Origin of the sequence: Microbispora sp. NPDC046973 (assembly GCF_040644495.1) — a bacterium.
In the GTDB taxonomy this organism is placed as follows: Bacteria; Actinomycetota; Actinomycetes; order Streptosporangiales; family Streptosporangiaceae; genus Microbispora.
The window spans coordinates 188,126-205,958 of the sequence record NZ_JBEYWQ010000002.1 but is presented as its reverse complement, the minus strand read 5'-3'; the positions used below and the strand labels follow the sequence as shown (position 1 = coordinate 205,958).

The window sequence follows — 17,833 nt, the reverse complement described above, 5'->3', positions numbered from 1 at the left end:
GACGACCGGTCACGGCAGGACGGAGCGCACGGCCTCGGGGGAGCGGGCCACCACGGCCGTGCCGTCGTCGGCGGTGATGATCGGCCGCTGGATCAGGATCGGATGGGCGGCCATGGCCTCGATCCACCGTTCGCGGAACGCTTCGTCGCGCGGCCACGACTCCATGCCCAGCTCGGCCGCGACGGGCTCGCCGAGGCGGGCGACGTCCCAGGGGTCCAGGCCGAGGCGGCGCAGCACCTCCGCGAGCTCCGCCGCGCTCGGCGGGTCCTCCAGGTAGTGGCGGACCGTGTACCCGGCGCCCTCGGCGTCGAGCAGCGACAGGGCCGACCGGCACTTCGAGCAGGCCGGGTTGATCCAGATCTCCATGCGGCCATTGTCCCGCCCGGCCGTGCGTGGCCGGGTCTCCGTGCGCAACCGGCCGGCGGCCGCGGGCGGCGCGCCAGAAGGCGCGCCGGGCTCCGCGGCGGCGGTCTCAGCCCAGTGAGACGGTGATCGGACCCCCGCGCGGGTCCGCGCCGGACAGCAGGGACGACGGCACCCGGAACACCCGGCCGGGAGAGACCGGCCACGGCAGGGTGCGGCGCGCGATCTCGCGGCCGTCCTGCGTCACCACCACCCTGGCGACGGCGCGGTGCTCGTCCGGCCACAACAGGATCCGGTGCCGCGGCGGCGCGCCCGCGCCCGGCCTGACCAGGCCGGGGGCGACCCATCGGAACGGCGCCTCGGCCCGCAGCGCGATCCCCGGGCGCCCGTCCGCCGTGCCCGCTGTGCCCGAGGGCCCGGACAGGTACGCCAGGACGTGCCGCACCACGTGGCGGCCGTCGAGTGCCGCGACGTCGGCGGTGTCCACGGGGTGGACCAGGTTGCCGACGGCGAACACGCCGGGGCGGCTGGTCGCCAGGGTGTTGTCCACGACGGGGCTCCTGCTGCCCGGGTCCATCGCCAGCCCGGCCGCCCGGGCCAGTTCGTGGTCGGGCACCCAGTCGCCCGTGAACACCACCGTGTCGCAGGGCACCGTACGGCGCTCGCCCGTGCGCAGATCCTCGACCTCCACCGACTCCACGGCGTCGCGGCCGTCGATCCGCACGACCCGGGTGGCGGTGGCGACCGGCACGCGCAGCACGGCCCGCCCCGGCACGCTGAACGCCGCGTACGACTCGGCGCGGGCGTGCTCGCTGGTCATCAGCACCGTGCGGCAGCCCGCCTGGCGCAGGGTGAGCACGGCCGACCAGCTCACCAGCTCGGCCCCGACGACGACGGCCCGCGTGCCGACCCTGCCGTGGTGCAGGTGGATCACGTTCTGGAGCTGCCCGGTCGTCAGCACGCCCGGCGGGCGGTCGCCCGGCACCATGCGGGCCGTTCGGGGACGTTCCCTGGCGCCGGTCGCCAGGACGACGGCGCGGGCGTCCACCCGCAGGCGGCCCTCCGGGGTGGTGACGTCGAGGGCGTGCGTCCCGTCCCCGCCGGTGGCCGTCGCCCAGCCGGTGACCATGGCCGAGGTGCGCACCCGCGCCCCGGCCTCCAGCGCGCGGTCGGCCAGCAGGCGGGCGTACGCCGGGCCGGTCATCACCGTGCGCAGGTCGCGCAGGCCGTAGCCCGTGTGGTCGCTGTGCCGGGGGATGCCCCCCGCCTCGCGCTCCCGGTCGAGCACCAGGACCCGCAGGCCGGCCGCGGCGAGACCGGCGGCGGCGGTCAGCCCGGAGGGGCCGCCGCCCACGACGGCGACGTCGGTGACGAGGTTCATCGCGACTCCTTGGTGAGAGCGAGGCGTTGGCCGACCTCGGCTCCGCAGAAGAAGCCCTGGCAGCGGCCCATCATGGCCCGGGTGCGGCGGCGCAGGCCGTCGACGTCGGCCGGGGGAAGCGGGGAGGTCAGGGCGTCCCTGATCTCCCCGGCGGTGACCCGCTCGCAGAAGCAGACGACGGTCCCGTACGCCGGGTCCCGGGCGATGAGGTCGTCGCGCATGTACGGCCGGGGGAACGCCTCGCCGATGTTGGGCATCCGGGGCGGCTCCGGCAGGTCGTCGCGTACGGAGGTGACCAGGCCCGCCTCGGCCAGCAGCCCGGCGGCGTGCTCGGCGAGCGCCATGGACGAGGTCAGCCCGGTGGACCGGATGCCGCCGAGCACGAGGTAGCGCTGCGCGGCGTCGAGGTGCACCTGGTAGTCGCCGCGCTCGGTGGCCGCCCGCAGCCCCGCGTAGGAGGCCGTGACCTCCTCCTTCAGCAGCTCGGGCATGAGCGCGAGGCCCTTGTCGACCAGGAACGCGAACCCCTCTTCGGAGGTGGAGGTGTCGGCGCGGTCGCGCAGGTCCTCGGCGGTCGGGCCGAGCACCACGTTGCCGTAGATCGTCGGGCTGATCAGCACGCCCTTGCCGCGCGAGCTGGGCACCGGCAGCACGATGCGGTTCGCCAGCGGCCTGGCCATCTTGTCGAAGACCAGCAGCTCGCCCCTGCGCGGCGTCACGGTGAACCGCTCGTGCCCGAACAGGCGGTCGACGCGGTCGGAGCCGAGCCCCGCGGCGTTGACGACCCAGCGGGCCCGCAGCGTGCCCCGGTTCGTCACCAGCACGGTCTCCTCGCCGCCGTCGTGCTCGACGCCCTTGACCCGGGTGTTCAGCAGCACGACGGCGCCCCGCGCCAGCGCCTCGGTGGCGAACGCGAGCGTGGTGGTCCACGGGCAGATGATCGACTCCCCGGGCACGGTCAGCCCGCCGAGCGCGCCCGGGCCGAGGGCCGGGACCAGCCGGTAGACCTCGTCCGCGCCGACGACCTCGCACTCCCGATAGCCGTTCTTCACCGCCTTGTCCGCCAGCCCGGCGAGCGCGGCCAGCTCCTCGCCGGTCCACGCGACCAGCAGCGCGCCGGTCCGCTCGACCGGGATGCCGGCGCGCTCGGCGTACCCGCCGAGCAGCTCGTATCCGCGCCGCACCAGGCGCGACTCCAGCGTGCCCGGCGTCGCGTCGAAGCCGGTGTGCAGGATCGCGGTGTTGGCCTTGCTGGTGCCGTCGCCGACGTCCGGGCGCGCCTCGACCAGCGCGACCGACAGGGCGCGGCCGTCCGCCTCGCGTCCGGCCAGCTCACGGGCAACGGCGGCGCCCACGACTCCGCCGCCGACCACCGCCACGTCGACCGTTTCCTCCGGCAGTGGCCCGGACCTGCTCAATCGCGTCCTCACGCGTCCCTCCCCGTCTCGATCGCCGCGCGGACACCCCGCCGCCAGCGCGTCATGAACTCCTCCGCCCGCTCCGCCGGCCAGCGCGGCTCGTACGTCGTCGCCGGGGCCCACGCGGGCACGGCGTCCGCCACCGTGAGCGAGGGGGTCACGGCGAGGCGGGCCAGCGCGGCGGCGCCGAGCGCGGTCGCGTGCGGCGACGGGTAGACGTCCACCGGCGCCTGCAGCAGGTCCGCCTGGGCCTGCATGAGAGCGGCCGACCGGGTGAGCCCTCCGTCCACCCGCAGGCGGCCCGGCGGGCGGCCGAGGTCGGCCGCGACGACCGCGGCCAGGTCGGCCACCTGGGCGGCGATGCCCTCCAGGACGGCGCGGATCAGGTGCCCGGGCCGGGTGGACAGCGTCATGCCGAGGAACGCGCCGGTCGCGTCCGGCCGCCACCAGGGCGCGGCGAGGCCGGCCAGCCCGGGGACGAACAGCACGCCCTCGGCGTCCGGCGCGGCCCCTGTGTCCAGGTCGGAGGCGGCGCCGACGAGGCCGAGGTCCGTCAGCCACCGCACCGCGGAGGCCGCCGTGTAGACCTGCCCGTCCACGCAGTAGGGCGTGGCCCCCCTGGCCCGCCACGCCACCGACGTGGTCAGGCCGGAGGCCGAGCGCACGGCCCGCTCGCCGGTGTTGGCGAGCAGGAACGCCCCGGTGCCGTACGTGCACTTGGCGTCACCGGCCGACAGGCAGTCCTCGGCCAGCAGCGCGGCCTGCTGGTCGACGACCAGGCCGCCGACCGGGATCTCCCCGCCGAAGGCCCGGGTCGTCCCGACCACCTCGTCGCAGGCGACGACGGCGGGCAGCCGCTCGCCGTCCAGGCCGAACAGGCCGAGCAGCTCCCCGCTCCACTCGACCGCGTCGAGGTCGAGCAGGGCCGACCTGCTCGCGGTCGCGGCGTCGGTGACGAACTCCCCGGTCAGGTGGTGGACGAGCCAGGTGTCGCTGGTCGTCACCACCCCCTCGCGGGTGAGGTTGCGGCGGATCCAGGCCATCTTGGGCGCGGAGAAGTACGGATCGAGCACGAGCCCGGTCAGCTCGGCGACCCTCTCCGCGTGCCCGGCGAGACCGGCGCACACCTCCTCGGCCCGCCGGTCCTGCCACACCAGCGCGGTGGTCAGCGGTTCGCCGGTCGCCGGGTCCCAGGCCAGCACGGTCTCGCCCTGGTTGGCCAGCGTGACCGCGCCGACGGGCACGCCCGCCGCCGCGACGGCCTCCCGCCCGGCGGCCAGGACCGAGTCGAGCAGCTCCCGTGGGTCCTGCTCCACCCGCCCGCCCGGCAGGTACGCGGGGCGGACCGGCGCCTCGGCCAGCGCGAGGACGGCGCCGTCGGCGCCGACCACGACCGCCTTCGTGCCCGAGGTGCCCTGGTCGATCGCCAGCACGGCCGGCGCGCTCACAGGAGCTCCGCGGAGTCGCCGGGCTCCTTCGTCAGGCGCTCACGCCCGCGCGCCCATACGACGGCGAACACGACCGCGCCGAGCACGAGCGAGCCCAGGGCGTACACCTGCGCGGTGCGGAAGTCCGACGGGATGAGGAAGATCGCCAGCTCGATCAGCAGCCAGATCACCGCCCCCGCCACGACCAGCGGCTCCCACCGTCCGAGGCGGAAGTCGTCGGGCCGCGGCCGGTGCCGGCGACGGGTGCCGAGATAGAGCGCGACCGTGCCGGCGTACAGCAGGGCCGGCATGAGCGTGCCCGCCCCGAGGAGCTGCGACAGGGCGTCGGCGTTCCCGGAGAAGGCGAGCACGATGGCGATCGACGCGCCGGCCGCGAGCACGGTGGCCCAGGTGGGGCCGCCGGTGGCGCGCGGCACCCGGCTCAGCGCCCCGGAGAACGGCAGCCGGCCGTCACGGGCCATCGCGTGGACCAGGCGGCTGCAGCTCACCATGATGACCAGGCCGCAAGCGAAGATCGCGAGGCTCACGACGACGAGGAAGGCCCGCGCCACCCCGGCGCCGAGGACGTTCTCGACCACCTGGGCGACGGGCGCGGAGGAGGCGGTGATCGCCGCCACGTCGTCCCCGAGGGCGGCGGTGACCACGACGAGGAACAGCATGCCGAGGGCGACGCTGAGCAGGATCGCGCGGACCATCGCCCGGGGCACCACCTGCTTGGGGTTGATCGTCTCCTCGGCGAGGTTGGCCGCCGACTCCCAGCCGACCAGCGTGAACGCGCCGAGCAGGGCCGACAGCATGAACGGCCCGAGCCAGCCGAAATAGCCGTCGCCGGAGACCGCGCCGGTGGAGGTGAGGTTGGACCACTCCGCGTGCCCGCCGAAGATCGCGAACCCGGCGATCAGCAGGGTCAGCCCGATCATCGCGATCACCTCGGCGCTCACCGCCAGGTTGTTGATCCTCGTGGTGATCGGGGTGGACCAGATGATCTGAGCCATCTGGACGACCAGCACGACGAGCGTGGTGAGCGCGCCGGCCATGGGCGTGTACTCCCAGCCGAACAGGGGGAACAGCGCCACCTGGGCGAGGCCGTAGTCGACCGCCACCGCGACGATCGCGAGGAACGCGAACGACACCCAGCCGAACCACCAGCCCAGCACCGGCGAGGCGAGCCTGCTCGCCCACTGGTAGCTGTAGCCCGACAGCGGGATGCGGCTGGCCAGCGCGCCGTACAGGAGGGCGACCGCGACCGTGCCCGCGCCGACGATCGGCCAGGTCCAGATGCCCGCGGGCCCGCCCGAGTTGAGCACGGTGCCGTACGTCGTGAACAGGCCCGTGGTGATCGAGATGAAGGAGAACGCGACGGCGAAGGACTCGAACGACTTCAGCGTGCGGGAGAACTGCTGGGCGTACCCGGCGTGGGAGATGGCCGCGTCGGCCTGATCCGCGTTGTTCAGATCAGGCGTTGGCGGGCGCGTGGAAGGATGGGTCATGGATCGTCTCCTGGCTGGAGCTGGGGAGATTGCAACGGTCCGGGCCCGGCGGCGTGGCCGCGCCGCCGGGCACTCCCTACGGGCTGATCGCCTCGGCGCCCGCCCTGACCAGGGCGGACGCGAGCTCGGGAGGGGGTTCCCCGTCCGTGATGAGGCCGGACAGATCGTCCAGGGCGCACACCCGGTAGGCGGCGACCCTGCCGTGCTTCGAGCTGTCGGCGAGCACGTAGGTCCGGGCGGTGTTGGCGAGGATGACGCGCTTGGTCGCGACCTCGTCCAGGAAGTAGTCGGTGAGCCCGGCTTCGGCGTCCACCCCGCCCGAGCCGAGGAACGCCACGTCGGCGCGCAGGTCCTGGAAGAACCCCAGCGTGTGGGCGTTGGAGACGGCGAGGTCGCCCTGCCGGACGCGCCCGCCCGCCACCAGCACCTCCACGCCGGGACGGCCCGCGAGCTCGGCCGCCACCAGCAGCGAGCAGGTGGCGACCACCCCCCGGAAGGACGGGGGGACGGCCCTGGCGACGTGGACGGCCGTGGTGCCGACGTCGATGATCACGGTCTGGCCCGGCCGCAGGAGCTGCGCCGCGAGCTCGCCGATCACCGCCTTCGCCTCCGACTGGCTGGTGGAGCGCTCCAGGTAGGACAGCTCTTCCCCGGTGCCGGACGGGGCCGAGGTCGCCCCGCCGTGCACGCGGACGAGCAGCGCGCGGCGCTCCAGGATCGCCAGGTCGCGCCGGACCGTCTCGTGCGAGACGCCGAGCAGCGCGGCCAGGTCCTCGGTGCGCACGGTCCCCTTCCGCCCGAGGGCTTCGATGATCCGCTGGTGGCGCTGTGCCGGAAGCAAGAGATCCGCCTTTGACCGAATGTGACTGTTATTGCCCGAGAGTGTGGATTAGTGCCCGAAAATCTGTCAAGAGTGTGACCCGGAAAACGGACGGCGGGGAAGATTCCCAGCTCCCGAGCGGTGCGCGCGCCGGTGAAACGCCTGTCCCGAATGCTGGACACACGCGGATCCGTCCCTGGTCATCCGTAGACTGGGACGGTGATTTCCCGTATCGACCTGCGCGGGTCCCTTCCTGCCGACCTGCGCGACGTGCTGCCCCGCGCCGAACTCGACGTCGAGGCCGCCCTGGAGAAGGTGCGGCCCATCTGTGAGGACGTACGCCATCGTGGCGCGGCAGCCGTACGGGAGCTGACCGCGAGATTCGACGGCGTCGAGCTGGAGTCCGCCCGGGTGCCCGCCGAGGCGATCACGCGTGCCCTGGAGGAGCTGGACCCGGCCGTGCGCGCGGCGCTTGAGGAGTCGATCCGCCGCGCCCGCCTGGTGCACCGCGACCAGCGGCGCACCGACACCACGACGCAGGTCGTGCCGGGCGGCACGGTCACCGAGCGCTGGGTGCCGGTCGACCGCGTGGGGCTGTACGTCCCCGGCGGCCGGGCCGTCTACCCGTCGAGCGTGGTCATGAACGTCGTTCCCGCCCAGGAGGCGGGCGTGCCCTCGCTGGCCGTCAGCTCGCCCGCGCAGAAGGAGTTCGGCGGGCTCCCGCACCCCACCATCCTCGCCGCCTGCGCGCTGCTCGGCGTCGACGAGGTGTACGCCGTTGGCGGCGCCCAGGCCGTCGCGATGTTCGCCTACGGCACCGAGGAGTGCCGCCCGGCCACGATGGTGACCGGTCCCGGCAACATCTGGGTGGCCGCGGCCAAGCGCCTGCTCAAGGGGCGTATCGGCATCGACTCCGAGGCCGGGCCCACCGAGATCGCGGTCCTCGCCGACGAGACCGCCGACCCCGTGCACGTCGCGGCCGACCTGATCAGCCAGGCCGAGCACGACGTCATCGCCGCCTCCGTGCTGGTCACCACCAGCGTGGAGCTGGCCGACGCGGTGGAGAAGGAACTGCCCGGGCAGGTGGCGGCGACCCGGCACAGTGAGCGGATCACCGAGGCCCTCGCCGGCCGTCAGTCGGGCATCGTGCTCGTCTCGGACATCGAGGACGGGCTGAAGGTCGTGGACGCCTACGCCGCCGAGCACCTGGAGATCCAGACGGCCGACGCCCGCGCGGTCGCCGCCCGGGTGCGCAACGCCGGCGCGATCTTCGTCGGGCCGTACGCGCCGGTGTCGCTCGGCGACTACATGGCGGGCTCCAACCACGTGCTGCCGACCGGCGGCTGCGCCTGCCACTCCTCGGGGCTGTCAGTGCAGACGTTCCTGCGCGGCATCCACGTGGTGGACTACAGCCGCGAGGCGCTGGCCGGCGCCGCACCGTACGTGTGCGCGCTCGCCGACGCGGAGGACCTGCCCGCCCACGGCGCCGCCATCCGCGCCCGCTTCGACTGGGAAGTGCCCGCATGACGACCCTCGACGACCTGCCGATCCGCGACGACCTGCGCGGCAAGCAGCCCTACGGCGCGCCGCAGCTCGACGTGCCGGTGCAGCTCAACACCAACGAGAACCCCTACCCCCCGTCGGCCGCGCTGATCGACGACCTCGCCCGTGCCGTACGGCAGGGCGCGGCGACGCTGAACCGCTACCCCGACAGGGACGCCGTCGAGCTGCGCAAGGACCTCGCCGACTATCTCGGCCACGGGCTGACTGCCCGCCAGCTGTGGGCGGCCAACGGCTCCAACGAGATCATCCAGCAGATCCTCCAGGCGTTCGGCGGCCCCGGCCGCTCCGCCATCGGATTCGAACCGTCGTACTCGATGCACCCGATCATCGCGGGCGGCACGAGCACCCGCTGGATCGAGGGCCTGCGCGAGGAGGACTTCGCGATCGACCCCGACGCCGCCGTGGCCGCTATCGAGGAGCACCGCCCCGACGTGGTGTTCCTGACCTCGCCGAACAACCCGACCGGCACGGCCCTGCCGCTGGAGGTCATCGAGCGGATCCTCGCCGCCGCGCCCGGCGTGGTCGTGGTGGACGAGGCGTACGCCGAGTTCGCCCGCACCGGCACGCGGTCGGCGCTGACCCTGCTGCCGGGCAACCCCCGGCTGATCGTGACGCGCACCATGTCCAAGGCGTTCGCGATGGCCGGCACCCGGCTCGGCTACCTCGCCGCCGACCCGGCGGTGGTCGACGCCATGCTGCTGGTCCGCCTGCCCTACCACCTGTCCACGCTGACCCAGGCGGCGGCCCGGGTGGCGCTGGCGCACCGCGAGGAGCTGCTGGGCACGGTGGACGCGCTGCGCGCCGAGCGGGACGCCACCGTGGCCTGGCTGCGGGGGCGTGGCCTGGTGGCCGCCGACTCCGACGCCAACTTCGTGCTGTTCGGTACGTTCGCGGATCGGCGGTCCGTCTGGGAGGGACTGCTCGATCGCGGGGTGCTGATCCGGGAGACCGGCCCCGCGGGCTGGCTGCGCGTGTCGATCGGCACGCCGGAAGAGATGGCGGCGTTCCGCGCCGCGCTGGAGGGGGTCCTCGCATGACCGAGCTGAACGGGCGCCGCGGCCGCGTCGAGCGCACGACCAAGGAGACGTCGGTGCTGGTCGAGGTGGGCCTCGACGGCACCGGGATCGTCGACGTGTCCACCGGCGTCGGGTTCTACGACCACATGCTCGCCCAGCTCGGCAAGCACGGCCTGTTCGACCTGACCGTGAAGACCGAGGGCGACCTGCACATCGACGCCCACCACACGATCGAGGACACCTCGATCGCGCTCGGCGCGGCGTTCCGCGAGGCCCTGGGCGACAAGTCGGGCATCCGGCGGTTCGGCAGCGCGTCCTGCCCGCTGGACGAGGCGCTCGCGCAGGTCACGGTGGACCTGTCCGGCCGGCCCTACCTCGTCCACACCGAGCCCGAGGGCATGGCTCCGATGATCGGGCCCGACTACGACACCACCATGACCCGGCACATCCTGGAGTCGTTCGTCGCGCAGGCGGCGGTCTGCCTCCACGTGCACGTGCCGTACGGGCGCAACGCGCACCACATCGTGGAGGCGCAGTTCAAGGCGCTCGCGCGGGCGCTGCGCGAGGCGTCGGAGCGGGACCCCCGGGCGACCGGCGTGCCCAGCACCAAGGGCGTCCTCTGATGACCTTCGCGTCCGGAGGGATGATCTTCATCGGCCTCTTCCTGATCGGCGGGGTCATCTCGGGCATACGGCAGGGCCTCAAGCTGCTGGCGGCGCTCGCCGGCGTCGGGGCCGCCATGGCGATCACCGCGGGAGTGATGTGGTGGCAATGAGCAGACGGGTCGTCGTTCTCGACTACGGCTCGGGCAACCTCCGCTCGGCGGAGCGGGCGCTGGCCCGGGTGGGTGCGGACGTCACCGTCACCGCCGACTTCGACGCGGCCCTGGAGGCGGAGGGGCTCGTCGTCCCCGGCGTCGGGGCGTTCGCCGCGTGCATGGAGGGGCTGAAGGGCGTGCGCGGCGACCAGATCGTCGGCCGCCGCCTGGCCGGCGGGCGCCCGGTGCTCGGGATCTGCGTCGGCATGCAGATCCTGTTCGAGAAAGGCGTCGAGCACGGCGTCCACACCGAGGGCTGCGGCGAGTGGCCCGGCACGGTCGAGCGGCTCGACGCGCCCGTGCTGCCCCACATGGGGTGGAACACCGTGACCGCGCCCGAGGGCAGCGTGCTGTTCCGCGGCCTGGAGGAGGGGACGCGCTTCTACTTCGTCCACTCCTACGGCGTGCGCGACTGGCGGCTGGAGGCCGGCGACGGCTTCCGTCAGCCGCTGGTCACCTGGGCCGAGCACGGCGTGCCGTTCGTGGCCGCAGCCGAGAACGGCCCCCTCATGGCCACCCAGTTCCACCCGGAGAAGTCCGGGGACGCGGGGGCCGTGCTGCTGTCCAACTGGCTGAGCACGTTGTGAGCGTGTCCAGCAGGCGAAATCTCAAGGCAGCGGTGCGACACTGGGAACCGGCGGGGCTGCGGCGCGTACGGCCGGCCAGGCCGTGACCGGACCTGAGCGGGAGGCCCGATGAGCAAGGAACGGGCCCGCCGGAGGGCGGAGCGCGAAGCCGAGCGCGAACGCCTCGCGGCGGCCCGGGCCGAGCGCGAGGCGAGGGCCGCCAGACGGCGCGAGATGCGCGCGCGGCTCGTCGGGCCCGTCGCCGGAGCCGTGGCCGCGGTGCTGCCGCGGCCGTCCCGACCGGTTCGGGTGGCCCGGCAGCGCGGCTATCTCGCCCGCCGCCGCCGCACGGAGAACGCCGTCCTCGCCGTGCTGTGGTTCCTCGTCCAGGTGCTCGCCTGGATCCTGCTCGACTCGTGGATGGCCCGGCTGGGCGTGTTCCTCGGCTCGATCCTGCTGCTCCCGGTGCTCGTCACCATCGTCTTCGACCGGAGGTCATGACCAAATGTCGCTCGTATTGCTCCCAGCCGTCGACGTCGCCGACGGCCAAGCCGTCCGCCTCGTGCAGGGCGAGGCGGGGACGGAGACCTCGTACGGGGATCCGCTCGCCGCCGCCCTGGCCTGGCAGAAGGCCGGTGCGGAGTGGGTCCACCTGGTCGACCTCGACGCGGCGTTCGGCCGGGGGAGCAACCGCGAGCTGCTCGCCTCCGTCGTCGGCGCGCTCGACGTGCACGTGGAGCTGTCCGGCGGGATCCGCGACGACGCCTCGCTCGAGGCCGCGCTGAGCACCGGCTGCCGCCGCGTGAACATCGGCACCGCCGCGCTGGAGAACCCGGAGTGGTGCGCCAAGGCGATCGCCGAGCACGGCGACCGCATCGCGGTCGGGCTCGACGTGCGCGGCACCACGCTGGCCGCCCGCGGCTGGACCCAGGAGGGCGGCGACCTGTGGGAGGTGCTCGACCGGCTGGAGTCGGAGGGCTGCCCCCGCTACGTCGTCACCGACGTCACCAAGGACGGCACGCTGCGCGGTCCCAACCTCGACCTGCTGCGCGAGGTCTGCGCGCGGACCGACCGCCCGGTCGTCGCCAGCGGCGGCGTGTCCTCGCTCGACGACCTGCGGGCGATCGCGACGCTCGTGCCGGACGGCGTCGAAGGCGCGATCGTGGGCAAGGCGCTGTACGCCCAGGCGTTCACCCTGGAAGAGGCGCTCGCGGCGGTGAAGACCGCATGAGCGAGCGCAGCGAGCGAACCGAAGGGCGGATCTCCTCCGGCGGCCCCTGGGAGGACCGGTACGGCTACGCCCGCGCGGTCGTCGCCGGGCCGCACGTGCTCGTGTCGGGCTGCACCGCCACCGTGGGCGGCGAGGTCCGGCACGTGGGCGACGCCTACCAGCAGACGCTCACCGCCTTCTCCATCGCGCTGGACGCGGTGGAGAAGGCCGGCACCAGCCGGGCCGACGTGGTGCGCACCCGCATGTACGTGGTGAACGCCGACGACTTCGACGCGGCGGGCAAGGCCCACGGTGAGATCTTCGGCGACGTGCGGCCCGCCTGCACGAGCGTGCAGGTCGCCGGGCTGGTCGACGCGCGCATGCTGGTCGAGGTCGAGGTCGAGGCCTACCGGCCGGTGGAACGCGGCAACGATGAGGGCTGAACGATGACCGTAGCGGTACGGGTGATCCCCTGCCTGGACGTCGACGCGGGCCGGGTAGTCAAGGGGGTCAACTTCGAGAACCTCAGGGACGCCGGCGATCCGGTCGAGCTGGCCGCGCGCTACGACGCCGAGGGGGCCGACGAGCTGACCTTCCTCGACATCACCGCCTCATCGGGCGAGCGCGAGACGATGCTCGACGTGGTGCGCCGGACGGCCGAGCAGGTGTTCATCCCGCTGACGGTCGGCGGCGGCGTGCGGTCGGCCGACGACGTCGACCGGCTGCTGCGCGCGGGCGCCGACAAGGTCGGCATCAACACCGCCGCCATCGCCCGGCCGGAACTGCTGACCGAGACCTCGCGCCGGTTCGGGTCGCAGTGCATCGTGCTGTCGGTGGACGCGCGCCGGGTGGTCGACGGGCCGCCCACGCCGTCCGGGTTCGAGGTGACCACCCACGGCGGGCGCCGGGGGACCGGCATCGACGCGGTGGAGTGGGCGCGGCGCGGGGAGGAGCTCGGCGTCGGCGAGATCCTGCTCAACTCGATGGACGGCGACGGCACCAAGTCGGGATACGACCTGGAGATGCTCCGGGCCGTACGGGCGGCGGTGAGCGTCCCGCTGATCGCCTCCGGCGGCGCCGGGCGGCTCGAGGACTTCCCGCCCGCGGTGGACGCCGGAGCGGACGCCGTGCTGGCCGCCTCGGTCTTCCACTTCGGGCAGCTCAAGATCCACGAGGTCAAGGACACGCTTCGCGCGGCCGGTCACCCGGTCCGCTGAGCGCCCACCGGGGGCCGGGATCCGGCCCCCGGTCGGTGGGTCCTCAGTCGATGTCGACGATCGCCGTGGGGAAGGCGTCCGGGCCGGTGCCGAGCGAGGAGGACGCCATGGACTGGGACTGCCACTGCCCCTGGAACGAGCCGCCGTGGCCGCACCCGTCGTCGCCCCAGCAGGTCGCGGTCGCGGACGCCTCGTGGGCCGGTTGGGCCGCAGCGAGACCGACGGCGGCGAGGAACGCCAGGCCCAGCAGGCTCGGAAAACGCTTGGCACGCATAGCTGTCTCCTGTCCGTCGAGGGATCACGCGGCGCTCCGGAGTCCGCCCTCTCAATGGTCAGCCGCACGCCACGCGATCGTCCATACCAATCGCCGCAAATAGGGTCATAGCGGGCGAAAACCGGCATGCGTGATTATGTGCCCTTTATCGGCCATGCCCGCCCGACGTGCCCTAAGGTTGCCAGTGATCATCCCAGTGATCATCGCTGACCATCGGAGGGAACGCATGTCCGACCCCACCTCGCTCGACGACGTCCGCCGCCGGATCGACGAGCTCGACGCCCGTCTGACGACGCTGCTGGCCGAGCGGCAGCGTCTCGTGCGCGCCGCGGCCGCGTTCAAGACGGACGAGCAGGCCGTGCGGGCTCCGGACCGGGTGGAGCGGGTCGTGACCGCGGCGCGGGAGCGCGCGGAGCGCGAGGGGCTGTCCCCGGAGGTCGCCGAGGCCGTCTGGCGGGCGATGATCGGGGCGTTCGTGGAGTACGAGCTCGCGGAGCATCGGCAGCACGGGTAGCACGTCGCGGCGCGCCCGCTCACCGGAGTCCTGCGGGACGAGCGGGTGTGAGAACGGGACGCGGGGGCAGAGGTGCCGGTCTCGGAGCGGGCCGCTCGCCGGTCACGAAGGGATGCGAAACCGCTCGCCGGTCATGGAGGGATGCGAAAAGAGAGGCCGGCGGAGCAAGGGCGAATGCCCTGCCGGCCTGTGCACGGAGAGCCTCGGGGCTCTGACGGTCACTACGGTTCGATAGTCGTTCGTCGCTGCTTGTGGTCGGGGGCACCTGAGGGAGAGCGGCTGCGGGCGGTCCGCGGCCTCAACTCAGGACCGAGGTGAAGAAGGTCGCCAGCCGGCTGGCTCCGGTGTTGACCGTGTCGAACACGCCTCGCACGGCGCCTGCCGCCGCTTGCGGCTGGCTGTAGAGGTAGAAGACCACGAACGCGATGGCCGCGTACGTAAGAACCTTCTTCGCCTTCATCGGGGGGCCTCCTGCAGTCGGTATCCCGGTCGTTTGTACCCGGCGGCAGTAATGATCATAACTAGCCGAGAGGACATGAGGCCGTTCCGCCCTCATAGTGAGACGGCGGGACCGGCCGCCTCGTCGCGGCGTGGTCCGGGCTCCTCGGGGACCGGTCCGCGTCCCGCCTGCTCGGCCCGGACAGAGCCCGGCTCAGCCCGAGAAGAGCGAGGTGAAGAACGCCGACAGGCGTTCGGCTCCCGTGGTGACGCCCCCGAACAGGTTCTTCACCGCGCCGGCGGCGTTCGCCGGCTGCGTGAACAAATAAAAGATCACAAACGCGATGGCCAGGTAGGTCAGGACCTTTTTGAGGTTCATCCGGGGCTCCCAAACGCTCCCACACATCGTGCGCTGGTCTCATGCTGCCCCATTGCATGACGTTTACGTGGAGAATTTCGGACAACTCCCGAGACTTCGTCCTCATGGCCCCAATCGGGCCTGCTGGAGCCGGGCGACCGCCGCGTCGTCCCCGTCGTACGTCACCCGGGCGTGCGCCTGCCGGCCGAACGCGAACAGCAGCAGCTCCGAGGGCTCGCCGGTGACCACCACCGCGGGCTCCGCCATCCGCCCGGCGGCCTTGGCCCCGTCGGGGCGGCGGAGCACGACCCCCACCGGAGCCTTGCGCAGGAAGAGCCGGGCGGTGCCGCGCAGCCGGTTCCAGAACGCCTCCTGCAGGTCCCGCGGGATGACACGGGGCTCCCAGCCGGCCTGCGCCCGGCGCACGTCCTCGTGATGGATGAAAAGCTCCACCGTGTTGACGATCTCGTCCAGGCGGGGGACCAGTCCGTACGGCGTCCAGCGCGGCGGCCCGTGACGCACGAGCCCGACCAGCTCGGGATAGGAGTGGCGCCGCTTGATGCGGTCCTGTACGGCGGCGGTGTAGCCCGCCAGGAACGGCAGCGCGATGCCGGGCGCGGCGTCGAGCCGGCGCTCGCGCAGGACGAGATGGGCCGTGAGGTCCGCGGTCGCCCACCCCTCGCACAGCGTGGGAGCCTCGGGACCGAGGCGGTCGAGCAGGTCGCAGAGCGCCGCGCGCTCCGTCTGGGCGTGTGTCACGTGATCAGCCTATGCGTCCGTCGTCTCGCCGGGACCGGCGGCCGCGCATGCCCGAGGAATAAACAGGTTGATCAGGATGATAGGGAGTAACTAGGACTGTCTGGCAGATGCCGCCCGTCACGGCGATCAGTCAGACACTTCCTAGGACCAAGGGCTTGGGCGGCGTCGGTCCGGTGACCGATCCGGTGGCGTCCCCGAGTGAGTAACGTCCCCTCCGGGACGCTCGCAGGGAGCGGCCCCGGCTGGTCCCCCGATCGGAAGGAACGCACCGCGTGCCGACGAAGGAGTCCCCCGCGCGGCCCGGCAGCTCAGTCATGCTCCAGGGTCTCAAGGTCATCGGCGTGGCGATCAGAACCGAGCCGAGGATCTTCACCGGCGCGGTCCTCGCCAGCGCCCTCTACGGCGCGATGACCGTCGCCTCGTCCTGGGCGCTCGGCTGGGCGACCGACAACGCGGTGCTGCCCGCGTTCCGGGACGGCGAGGCCGGCACCGGCGCGCTGGTCGTGGCGGCCCTGCTGATCGTGGGCGTGGCGGTGCTCAAGGCCGCGGGGATCATGGGCCGGCGCATCATGGCCGGGATCCACCAGTACCGCATGCAGGCCCACTCCCGTCGCGCCGTCACCCGGCAGTACCTGCGGCTGCCCCTCGCCTGGCACCACCGCCACCCGACCGGGCAGCTGCTGTCCAACGCCAACTCCGACGTCGAGGCGGCCTGGGGGCCGCTCGCCCCGCTGCCGATGGCGGTGGGCGTGGTCGTGATGCTCGTGACGGCCGCCGTGGCGATCGTGCTGGTCGACCCGGTGCTCGCCGTCGTCGGCTTCCTGATCTTCCCTGCCGTGGCCGTGCTCAACCTGGTCTACCAGCGCAGGCTCTCACCGCTCGCGATGCGGGCCCAGCAGTTGCGGGCCGAGGTGAGCGAGGTCGCGCACGAGAGCTTCGACGGCGCGCTCGTCGTCAAGACCCTCGGCAGGGAGGACGCGGAGACCGCGCGGTTCCAGGCGAAGGCCGACGCGCTGCGCGACGCCAACGTCGCCGTCGGCCGGGTGCGCGGGCTGTTCGACCCCATGCTCGAGGCGCTGCCCACGCTGGGCGTGCTCGCCGTGCTGCTCGTCGGGTCGCTGCGGCTGGAGTCCGGCGGTGTCGCGGCCGGCGACCTGATCCAGGTCGCCTACCTGTTCACCCTTCTCGCCTTCCCCATTCGGGCGCTCGGCTGGGTGCTGGCCGAACTGCCGCGCAGCGTCGTCGGCTGGACGCGGGTCAGGGAGGTCCTCGACGCCACCGGCTCCATGGAGTACGGCACCGCCCGCCTGGACGCCTCCGGCCCGGCCCGGGTGGAGGCCGAGGGCGTCTCCTACGCGTACGTGCCGGGAAGCCCGGTGCTGCGGGACGTGAGCTTCGCCGTCGCGCCGGGCCGCACGATCGCGGTCGTCGGGCCGACGGGGGCGGGCAAGTCGACGCTCACCCAGCTGCTCGCGCGCCTGATCGACCCCGGCGAGGGCGTCGTCCGGGTCGACGGCGTCGACCTGCGCGAGGTGGCCAGGGGGGAGGTGAGCGCCTCGGTGGCGCTCGTGCCGCAGCAGACGTTCCTGTTCGACGACACCGTGCGCGGCAACATCGCGCTCGGCGGGCAGGTGCCGGACGAGCGGGTGTGGGCCGCGCTGCGGCTCGCGCAGGCCGACGGCTTCGTCAGCGCGCTGCCGTCCGGCCTGGACACCCGGATCGGCGAGCGCGGCGCGACGCTGTCGGGCGGTCAGCGCCAGCGCCTCGCGCTGGCCCGCGCGCTCGTGCGCGAGCCCCGGCTGCTCATCCTCGACGACGCCACCTCCAGCGTCGACCCTCAGGTCGAAAAGCGCATCCTGTACGGCCTGCGCGACGGCGCCGCGGAGGCCACGGTGATGGTGGTCGCCTACCGGATGGCGACGATCGCGCTGGCCGACGAGGTCGTCTACCTGGAGCAGGGCGTGGTCGCCGACCACGGCACGCACGAGGAGCTGCTGGTCCGCTGCGCGGGCTACCGCGAGCTCGTCACCGCCTACGAGCGCGAGGAGGCCGAGCGGGCCGCGCTCGACATCCGCGAAGACACCGATGAGGAGGTCGTCGCATGACGCACGGCCACAAGCCACTGACGAGGAGTGTGACGCGGTGACCGCCGTGACCGACCCTGCGACGGGCACGGCCGCA

The 17,833-nt window shown here is 73.4% G+C and carries 21 protein-coding genes; 11 read left to right on the top strand and 10 right to left on the bottom strand.

Features of this window, described 5'->3' with window-relative positions; genetic code table 11:
- Window positions 1-9: 9 nt before the first annotated feature.
- The 6 genes from ABZ860_RS05035 to ABZ860_RS05010 all read right to left on the bottom strand — a co-directional run bounded on the left by ABZ860_RS05035 (window position 10) and on the right by ABZ860_RS05010 (window position 6,941).
- Window positions 10-366 (bottom strand): arsenate reductase family protein, encoded by a 357-nt coding sequence (locus tag ABZ860_RS05035; RefSeq protein WP_357215229.1) that lies wholly within the window; start codon window positions 364-366, stop codon window positions 10-12.
- Between the two features lie 106 nt (window positions 367-472).
- Window positions 473-1,744, bottom strand: a complete 1,272-nt coding sequence (locus tag ABZ860_RS05030; protein WP_357215227.1) for an FAD-dependent oxidoreductase — start codon at window positions 1,742-1,744, stop codon at window positions 473-475.
- The gene (locus tag ABZ860_RS05025) at window positions 1,741-3,174 is read right to left on the bottom strand and encodes an NAD(P)/FAD-dependent oxidoreductase (protein WP_357215225.1); all 1,434 of its coding nucleotides are present in this window, start codon (window positions 3,172-3,174) and stop codon (window positions 1,741-1,743) included. The genes ABZ860_RS05030 and ABZ860_RS05025 overlap by 4 nt, the downstream gene beginning before the upstream one ends.
- Complete coding sequence (locus ABZ860_RS05020) at window positions 3,171-4,610, bottom strand: FGGY family carbohydrate kinase (RefSeq protein WP_357215222.1); 1,440 nt, start codon at window positions 4,608-4,610, stop codon at window positions 3,171-3,173. Before ABZ860_RS05020 ends, ABZ860_RS05025 begins: the two co-directional genes overlap by 4 nt.
- Window positions 4,607-6,100, bottom strand: coding sequence for an amino acid permease (locus tag ABZ860_RS05015; protein ID WP_357215219.1), 1,494 nt, complete (start codon window positions 6,098-6,100; stop codon window positions 4,607-4,609). Before ABZ860_RS05015 ends, ABZ860_RS05020 begins: the two co-directional genes overlap by 4 nt.
- Before the next feature lie 76 nt (window positions 6,101-6,176).
- Window positions 6,177-6,941 carry a DeoR/GlpR family DNA-binding transcription regulator gene (locus ABZ860_RS05010; protein ID WP_357215216.1) on the bottom strand — a complete coding sequence of 255 codons (765 nt, stop codon included), beginning with the start codon at window positions 6,939-6,941 and terminating at the stop codon, window positions 6,177-6,179.
- Window positions 6,942-7,139: 198 nt separating this feature from the next.
- Here ABZ860_RS05010 and hisD point away from each other — a divergent pair, with 198 nt between their 5' ends.
- The 9 genes from hisD to hisF all read left to right on the top strand — a co-directional run bounded on the left by hisD (window position 7,140) and on the right by hisF (window position 13,309).
- The gene (gene hisD / locus ABZ860_RS05005; RefSeq protein WP_357215213.1) at window positions 7,140-8,447 is read left to right on the top strand and encodes a histidinol dehydrogenase; all 1,308 of its coding nucleotides are present in this window, start codon (window positions 7,140-7,142) and stop codon (window positions 8,445-8,447) included.
- Window positions 8,444-9,520, top strand: coding sequence for a histidinol-phosphate transaminase (locus ABZ860_RS05000; protein WP_357215210.1), 1,077 nt, complete (start codon window positions 8,444-8,446; stop codon window positions 9,518-9,520). Before hisD ends, ABZ860_RS05000 begins: the two co-directional genes overlap by 4 nt.
- The gene (hisB, locus tag ABZ860_RS04995) at window positions 9,517-10,122 is read left to right on the top strand and encodes an imidazoleglycerol-phosphate dehydratase HisB (protein ID WP_357215208.1); all 606 of its coding nucleotides are present in this window, start codon (window positions 9,517-9,519) and stop codon (window positions 10,120-10,122) included. Before ABZ860_RS05000 ends, hisB begins: the two co-directional genes overlap by 4 nt.
- Window positions 10,122-10,274: a hypothetical protein gene (locus tag ABZ860_RS04990; RefSeq protein WP_179155475.1), complete on the top strand. Its 153-nt coding sequence runs from the start codon at window positions 10,122-10,124 to the stop codon at window positions 10,272-10,274. Before hisB ends, ABZ860_RS04990 begins: the two co-directional genes overlap by 1 nt.
- The gene (gene hisH, locus ABZ860_RS04985; protein ID WP_357215205.1) at window positions 10,271-10,903 is read left to right on the top strand and encodes an imidazole glycerol phosphate synthase subunit HisH; all 633 of its coding nucleotides are present in this window, start codon (window positions 10,271-10,273) and stop codon (window positions 10,901-10,903) included. Before ABZ860_RS04990 ends, hisH begins: the two co-directional genes overlap by 4 nt.
- Before the next feature lie 108 nt (window positions 10,904-11,011).
- The gene (locus ABZ860_RS04980; protein WP_357215203.1) at window positions 11,012-11,383 is read left to right on the top strand and encodes a hypothetical protein; all 372 of its coding nucleotides are present in this window, start codon (window positions 11,012-11,014) and stop codon (window positions 11,381-11,383) included.
- Window positions 11,384-11,387: 4 nt separating this feature from the next.
- Window positions 11,388-12,113 carry a bifunctional 1-(5-phosphoribosyl)-5-((5-phosphoribosylamino)methylideneamino)imidazole-4-carboxamide isomerase/phosphoribosylanthranilate isomerase PriA gene (gene priA, locus ABZ860_RS04975; protein ID WP_357215201.1) on the top strand — a complete coding sequence of 242 codons (726 nt, stop codon included), beginning with the start codon at window positions 11,388-11,390 and terminating at the stop codon, window positions 12,111-12,113.
- Entirely contained in the window at window positions 12,110-12,535 is a 426-nt protein-coding gene (locus ABZ860_RS04970; RefSeq protein ID WP_357215198.1) for a RidA family protein, read from the top strand. The genes priA and ABZ860_RS04970 overlap by 4 nt, the downstream gene beginning before the upstream one ends.
- 3 nt (window positions 12,536-12,538) lie before the next feature.
- Window positions 12,539-13,309 (top strand): imidazole glycerol phosphate synthase subunit HisF, encoded by a 771-nt coding sequence (gene hisF / locus ABZ860_RS04965; protein ID WP_139574373.1) that lies wholly within the window; start codon window positions 12,539-12,541, stop codon window positions 13,307-13,309.
- A gap of 43 nt (window positions 13,310-13,352) precedes the next feature.
- Here hisF and ABZ860_RS04960 read toward each other — a convergent pair whose 3' ends face one another.
- Window positions 13,353-13,583 (bottom strand): hypothetical protein, encoded by a 231-nt coding sequence (locus tag ABZ860_RS04960; protein ID WP_357215196.1) that lies wholly within the window; start codon window positions 13,581-13,583, stop codon window positions 13,353-13,355.
- Between the two features lie 226 nt (window positions 13,584-13,809).
- Between ABZ860_RS04960 and ABZ860_RS04955 the strand changes: the two genes are divergently transcribed.
- Window positions 13,810-14,097: a chorismate mutase gene (locus tag ABZ860_RS04955; protein ID WP_357215193.1), complete on the top strand. Its 288-nt coding sequence runs from the start codon at window positions 13,810-13,812 to the stop codon at window positions 14,095-14,097.
- Window positions 14,098-14,395: 298 nt separating this feature from the next.
- Here ABZ860_RS04955 and ABZ860_RS04950 read toward each other — a convergent pair whose 3' ends face one another.
- The 3 genes from ABZ860_RS04950 to ABZ860_RS04940 form a co-directional block, all read right to left on the bottom strand.
- Window positions 14,396-14,557: a hypothetical protein gene (locus tag ABZ860_RS04950; RefSeq protein WP_167530286.1), complete on the bottom strand. Its 162-nt coding sequence runs from the start codon at window positions 14,555-14,557 to the stop codon at window positions 14,396-14,398.
- 192 nt (window positions 14,558-14,749) lie between these two features.
- The gene (locus ABZ860_RS04945; RefSeq protein WP_357215191.1) at window positions 14,750-14,914 is read right to left on the bottom strand and encodes a hypothetical protein; all 165 of its coding nucleotides are present in this window, start codon (window positions 14,912-14,914) and stop codon (window positions 14,750-14,752) included.
- 102 nt (window positions 14,915-15,016) lie between these two features.
- Window positions 15,017-15,652, bottom strand: coding sequence for a TIGR03085 family metal-binding protein (locus tag ABZ860_RS04940; RefSeq protein ID WP_357215188.1), 636 nt, complete (start codon window positions 15,650-15,652; stop codon window positions 15,017-15,019).
- 314 nt (window positions 15,653-15,966) lie between these two features.
- Between ABZ860_RS04940 and ABZ860_RS04935 the strand changes: the two genes are divergently transcribed.
- Window positions 15,967-17,757, top strand: coding sequence for an ABC transporter ATP-binding protein (locus tag ABZ860_RS04935; RefSeq protein WP_357216302.1), 1,791 nt, complete (start codon window positions 15,967-15,969; stop codon window positions 17,755-17,757).
- The last annotated feature ends 76 nt before the right edge of the window (window positions 17,758-17,833 follow it).

Excerpts from the sequence above, each read along its gene's own strand:
- ABZ860_RS05035 (WP_357215229.1), bottom strand. The coding sequence starts at position 366 with ATGGAGATCTGGATCAACCCGGCCTGCTCGAAGTGCCGGTCGGCCCTG.
- ABZ860_RS05030 (WP_357215227.1), bottom strand. The coding sequence starts at position 1,744 with ATGAACCTCGTCACCGACGTCGCCGTCGTGGGCGGCGGCCCCTCCGGG.
- ABZ860_RS05015 (WP_357215219.1), bottom strand. The coding sequence starts at position 6,100 with ATGACCCATCCTTCCACGCGCCCGCCAACGCCTGATCTGAACAACGCG.
- ABZ860_RS05000 (WP_357215210.1), top strand. The coding sequence starts at position 8,444 with ATGACGACCCTCGACGACCTGCCGATCCGCGACGACCTGCGCGGCAAG.
- hisB (WP_357215208.1), top strand. The coding sequence starts at position 9,517 with ATGACCGAGCTGAACGGGCGCCGCGGCCGCGTCGAGCGCACGACCAAG.
- ABZ860_RS04990 (WP_179155475.1), top strand. The coding sequence starts at position 10,122 with ATGACCTTCGCGTCCGGAGGGATGATCTTCATCGGCCTCTTCCTGATC.
- hisH (WP_357215205.1), top strand. The coding sequence starts at position 10,271 with ATGAGCAGACGGGTCGTCGTTCTCGACTACGGCTCGGGCAACCTCCGC.
- ABZ860_RS04980 (WP_357215203.1), top strand. The coding sequence starts at position 11,012 with ATGAGCAAGGAACGGGCCCGCCGGAGGGCGGAGCGCGAAGCCGAGCGC.
- priA (WP_357215201.1), top strand. The coding sequence starts at position 11,388 with ATGTCGCTCGTATTGCTCCCAGCCGTCGACGTCGCCGACGGCCAAGCC.
- ABZ860_RS04970 (WP_357215198.1), top strand. The coding sequence starts at position 12,110 with ATGAGCGAGCGCAGCGAGCGAACCGAAGGGCGGATCTCCTCCGGCGGC.
- hisF (WP_139574373.1), top strand. The coding sequence starts at position 12,539 with ATGACCGTAGCGGTACGGGTGATCCCCTGCCTGGACGTCGACGCGGGC.
- ABZ860_RS04960 (WP_357215196.1), bottom strand. The coding sequence starts at position 13,583 with ATGCGTGCCAAGCGTTTTCCGAGCCTGCTGGGCCTGGCGTTCCTCGCC.
- ABZ860_RS04955 (WP_357215193.1), top strand. The coding sequence starts at position 13,810 with ATGTCCGACCCCACCTCGCTCGACGACGTCCGCCGCCGGATCGACGAG.
- ABZ860_RS04950 (WP_167530286.1), bottom strand. The coding sequence starts at position 14,557 with ATGAAGGCGAAGAAGGTTCTTACGTACGCGGCCATCGCGTTCGTGGTC.
- ABZ860_RS04945 (WP_357215191.1), bottom strand. The coding sequence starts at position 14,914 with ATGAACCTCAAAAAGGTCCTGACCTACCTGGCCATCGCGTTTGTGATC.
- ABZ860_RS04935 (WP_357216302.1), top strand. The coding sequence starts at position 15,967 with ATGCTCCAGGGTCTCAAGGTCATCGGCGTGGCGATCAGAACCGAGCCG.